The sequence below is a fragment of the Clostridium ljungdahlii genome, assembly GCF_001636845.1.
GTDB lineage: Bacteria > Bacillota > Clostridia > Clostridiales > Clostridiaceae > Clostridium_B > Clostridium_B ljungdahlii_A.
In genome coordinates this window covers 1-4247 of record NZ_LITT01000040.1, presented here as the reverse complement: position 1 = coordinate 4247, position 4247 = coordinate 1, and the positions used below count along the sequence as shown (strand labels likewise).

General features: G+C 29.4%; 6 protein-coding genes. 3 read left to right on the top strand and 3 right to left on the bottom strand.

Going from position 1 to position 4247, the window contains the following annotated elements; all coding sequences use genetic code 11:
• Window positions 1-305: 305 nt before the first annotated feature.
• The 3 genes from WY13_RS14160 to WY13_RS14150 all read right to left on the bottom strand — a co-directional run bounded on the left by WY13_RS14160 (window position 306) and on the right by WY13_RS14150 (window position 1763).
• On the bottom strand, window positions 306-833 hold the full coding sequence (locus tag WY13_RS14160) for a flavodoxin domain-containing protein (RefSeq protein WP_063556271.1): 528 nt from the start codon (window positions 831-833) through the stop codon (window positions 306-308).
• Window positions 834-919: 86 nt separating this feature from the next.
• Entirely contained in the window at window positions 920-1363 is a 444-nt protein-coding gene (locus WY13_RS14155) for a hypothetical protein (RefSeq protein ID WP_204377968.1), read from the bottom strand.
• Window positions 1350-1763 (bottom strand): MFS transporter, encoded by a 414-nt coding sequence (locus tag WY13_RS14150; RefSeq protein WP_242866509.1) that lies wholly within the window; start codon window positions 1761-1763, stop codon window positions 1350-1352. The genes WY13_RS14155 and WY13_RS14150 overlap by 14 nt, the downstream gene beginning before the upstream one ends.
• On the opposite strand from WY13_RS14150, the gene WY13_RS21870 reads away from it, so the two are divergent.
• The 3 genes from WY13_RS21870 (at window position 1663) to WY13_RS14140 (ending at window position 4059) form a co-directional block, all read left to right on the top strand.
• Window positions 1663-1968: a hypothetical protein gene (locus WY13_RS21870; RefSeq protein WP_242866510.1), complete on the top strand. Its 306-nt coding sequence runs from the start codon at window positions 1663-1665 to the stop codon at window positions 1966-1968. The genes WY13_RS14150 and WY13_RS21870 overlap by 101 nt on opposite strands.
• A 99-nt stretch (window positions 1969-2067) precedes the next feature.
• Window positions 2068-2817, top strand: coding sequence for a GNAT family N-acetyltransferase (locus WY13_RS14145; RefSeq protein ID WP_063556268.1), 750 nt, complete (start codon window positions 2068-2070; stop codon window positions 2815-2817).
• Between the two features lie 315 nt (window positions 2818-3132).
• Complete coding sequence (locus WY13_RS14140; protein ID WP_063556267.1) at window positions 3133-4059, top strand: DUF475 domain-containing protein; 927 nt, start codon at window positions 3133-3135, stop codon at window positions 4057-4059.
• The last annotated feature ends 188 nt before the right edge of the window (window positions 4060-4247 follow it).

The following is a 4247-nucleotide window of genomic DNA, read 5'->3' as shown; positions in this document are numbered from 1 at the left end:
ATCTATACAATTAATATTTATATATTCAATAAAGATTATCCTGTGGTATGATATCAGCAGAGTCTGATGTCCGAAGGCACTGCTTTCACTCCTTTCAGCCAACGCTTGTTGTGTCTGCTTTTTTAGCATTCCATTCCACAATTTTACCTAAATCTTCTTTTTCTAAATAATTAAGTTTTATCATCTTTACACCTCTCAATAAAATATAACTTAACTATACATTATTACGTTAGGTGAGGCTCAAGTCTAATTTGCAAAAATTATTACTTCATCATTATTTACTCTTGCATCACAAGAAAAGAACTTTACGAATTAATATAAGTTATTATTTTTTCTATATTTTTCTTATTTGTATAATCTACTGGTTTATCATATATAGAAAGCATACCTATTTCATCAGGCGATAAATCTTCCTGCTTTTTATTTTTTATTTTCCATTTCAATAGTGTCATAAGAAATTTATCAAAAATGTTTAGTTTACTATAATTAAATCCACCTCTTAAATAGAAAAATTTGATAGACTTTTGTTGATCTGTAGTAAAGTTTTTATTTCTAACTTCAGTTATCACTTCATCTCTTGAAGGTGATGCCCCTGTGGCAAAAACTACAATCTTTTTATTTCTTAATTTATTAAAGTTTTTTGTAATTAAATTTATGCCAATAATACCTACTGCATACAAACTCCCACCATAAATTATGGTATCATATTTAGCAAGCATATTAATATTAACATTTGCTGCATCAAAAATATCTGCTGACAATTCTTTTGAAATCCACTCTGCATATTTCTTTGTAAAACCTGTTTTTGATTTATATATTACTACTGTTTTCATACTTATATCCATTCCTTTCTTAAGACAGCAAATGTCATGAATGAAAGCATTTCTTTTAATCTTTACCTCAATATATACTCAATAATTTACGATTGTGATTTAATTGATATAAAAATTGTACCACATTTTTTCATATATGGCTCAAACACTTTGTCGGCTAAAAAAGCACCTAACAGATTACCTATCGGAATTGACACATATTGTAAAATATTCCGTGCTGAAAATACTCTTCCTTGCATCTCAAATGGTACTTTTGTTCTCATTATATAATCAACATTAGCCATTAATAACGGTACTAGCAAACTTCCGACAAATACTGCTATTGTCCATACATAATAATTGTGACCAATTCCCAGAAGACTATTGCCAAACAAGAATGAAAATGTCATTACATTTAAGATAAGAGGTATCCTTTTAGATGCCTGCGGTATTTTTACAACAAGAAGACTGCCAATCAGTACTGCAATACTTTCCATATTGCTTACAATTCCAAGTTCATCGTAATTATTATCAGTTCTAGATAGTACCATTGGAACCAGATTTGCATTGTTTCCATAACCCATCTTTTTTTGTTTCTCCAGATACATGTACTGACGGAATTTTAACAAAAAAGACTAAAGTGACAAATTCAAAAACAAATGTCGATAAATATATAGTTACAATAGGATCCAGCCCATAAAGTGCAGTAGTAACAATGGGTGCAAATATTCCTGTAAAAGAATCACAGAAGGTAAACATGCTATTTGTTTTAATATAATTATCTTTAGATACAATTGTAGATACCACAACGTCTGAAGCTGGATTTTGAAATGCATCTGTTATTCCAAGCATGAAATTTATAACATACAGATTCTCTATTTTAAGTGTATTTGTAATCAGCATAAGAAGTATACTTAATGAAAACATAGCTGCTATCACATCTGAAATCAACAAGATTTTTTTCTTGCTCCAGCAATCACTAATGGTACCTGCAATAAAATTAAATAATACTTCTATTTTACATCCATGCTTCAAGGGCAAGGAAACTAAATGGATGTTAAATAATGAAAATATAGAGGTGCTTGTCTCTGATTATCATAATCCAAAAGAATGGATTGGAGAAATCAAAGGAATGAATGCTCCAATTTTAAGTTGATTATTAATTTCAATTTAAGACTAAGTATTATAAATAGTAATTTGTATAGATGATTTGAATTAAAATAAATCAGAATTTGTAAGAGAGGAAAATTAAAATATGTGTACTGATTTTGTTAACTTAACAACAGAAAATCTTGCTAATGAACATTTATGCTGTATTATACGCAGTAAAAAACCCCACCAAGGTATTGACAAAAAAAGGCAATGGCTTTCTGATAGACTAAATGAAGGTCATGTTTTTAGAAAGTTAAATGAAAAGGCAACAGTTTTTATTGAATATGCTCCTGTTGAAACAGCTTGGGTTCCTATAACTGGTGATAACTATTACTATATATATTGTTTATGGGTTTCCGGTAGCTATAAAGGAAAAGGGTATGGAAAATCACTAATGGAGTATTGCTTGGCAGATGCAAGAGAAAAGGGTAAATCAGGCATTTGCATGCTCGGAGCAAAGAAACAAAAACATTGGCTTTCTGATCAATCATTTGCAAAGAAGTTTGGTTTTGAGGTTGTTGATACTACCGACAATGGATATGAACTGCTTGCACTTTCTTTTGATGGAACAACACCAAAGTTCACACAAAATTCTAAAAAGCAAGAAATTGAATGTAGAGATTTAACAATTTATTATGATATGCAATGCCCTTATATCTATCAAAACATTGAGAAGATAAAACAGTATTGTGAAATGAATGATGTTCCTGTATCTTTAATTCAAGTGGATATACTACAAAAAGCAAAGGAATTGCCTTGTGTTTTTAATAACTATGCTGTGTTTTATAAAGGGAAATTTGAAACAGTGAATTTATTAGATATCGGAAGTTTAGAGAGAATACTCAAAAAATAAGAATACAATTTTAGGTTTTCCATTTGATAATTAGGACTGTCTATTAAAAAGAAGCGTCATCTGAATGTATGATGGAGATATAGCTATAATAGGAAAATATTATTATAGCTGTAAGGTTTGTTAAATTTCAATTTAATGTTTAGCATTATAAATTAGTAATTTGTAGTACAGGTTATTTATATTATGTGACGTAAAAGTAAAATTATATTACTAAATTGTAAAAAGTAAATATATAAAAAAAAGATGTAAATAATAAAATAATAATATGCTTACTTATTTAAAAACTGAATTTTTTATTTGAAAGGATCAATTTTTATGGAAATTATATCAATTATTTTGATCATAATAGGCTTATGTTTATTTGAGGTAGTTTCAAGTATAGATAATGCTGTAATAAACGCTGAAGTTTTATCGACCATGTCTGAAAAGGCAAAAAAATGGTTCTTATTATATGGAATATTATTTGCAGTATTTATAGTAAGAGGATTATTACCTTGGGCTATTGTATGGACTACAAATCAATCTCTTGGTCCTATTGGAGCATTAACTGCAACTTTCTCAAATGATCCACATATAATAGAATCAATAGAATATTCAACACCTATACTTATGCTTGGAGGCGGGGTGTTTCTTGTATTCTTGTTTCTCCATTGGTTATTTATTGAAGATAAGCATTTAGGACTTGCAACTGAAGAATTCTTTCTAAAAAATGGTACTTGGTTTTATGCTGTTGTTTCAGTTATTTTAGTTGGTATTGTAGCAGTAGCTTTAAAATACAATCCAGTACTTGCTTTGTCAGCTGTAATTGGATCATCTGCATTTTTTATAACCGATGGATTTAAAAAAAATGCAGAAGAAAACGAGAAAAAGTTGCTTAATAATACTAACGAAATGTCAGATATAAGTAAAATATTGTACTTGGAGATAATAGATACTACATTTTCAATTGATGGAGTTTTAGGGGCATTTGCATTTACAATGTCAATTCCATTAATTATATTGGGGAATGGTCTAGGAGCTATTGTTGTTAGAAAGATTACAATGGGAAGTATAGAGAAAATTAAAAAATATATTTATCTAAAAAATGGTGCTATGTACTCGGTGCTATGTCTCGGCATTGTTATGGTTCTTGAAGGGTTTCATGTTGAAGTACCTGAATACATTTCACCTTTGCTTACTATTTTAATAATAATATTTTTCTTCTTTAAATCAAAGATCTATGCTGAAAAAAATCTATCTTAAAAATTAAAATAAATGTTAATATGTAATTCGTTTAAGTACGTAAATTTCTAATTATACTAAAAAGTCAAGTACCACCAGCTAAGCTGGTGGCTTGATTAAGCCCTATAAGGGCATGGTACTGGCAAGCGCTACTCGCGCCCTGAATAGACCGCCAATCGCAAAACATTTCCAGCAACCACCCTTGGTGG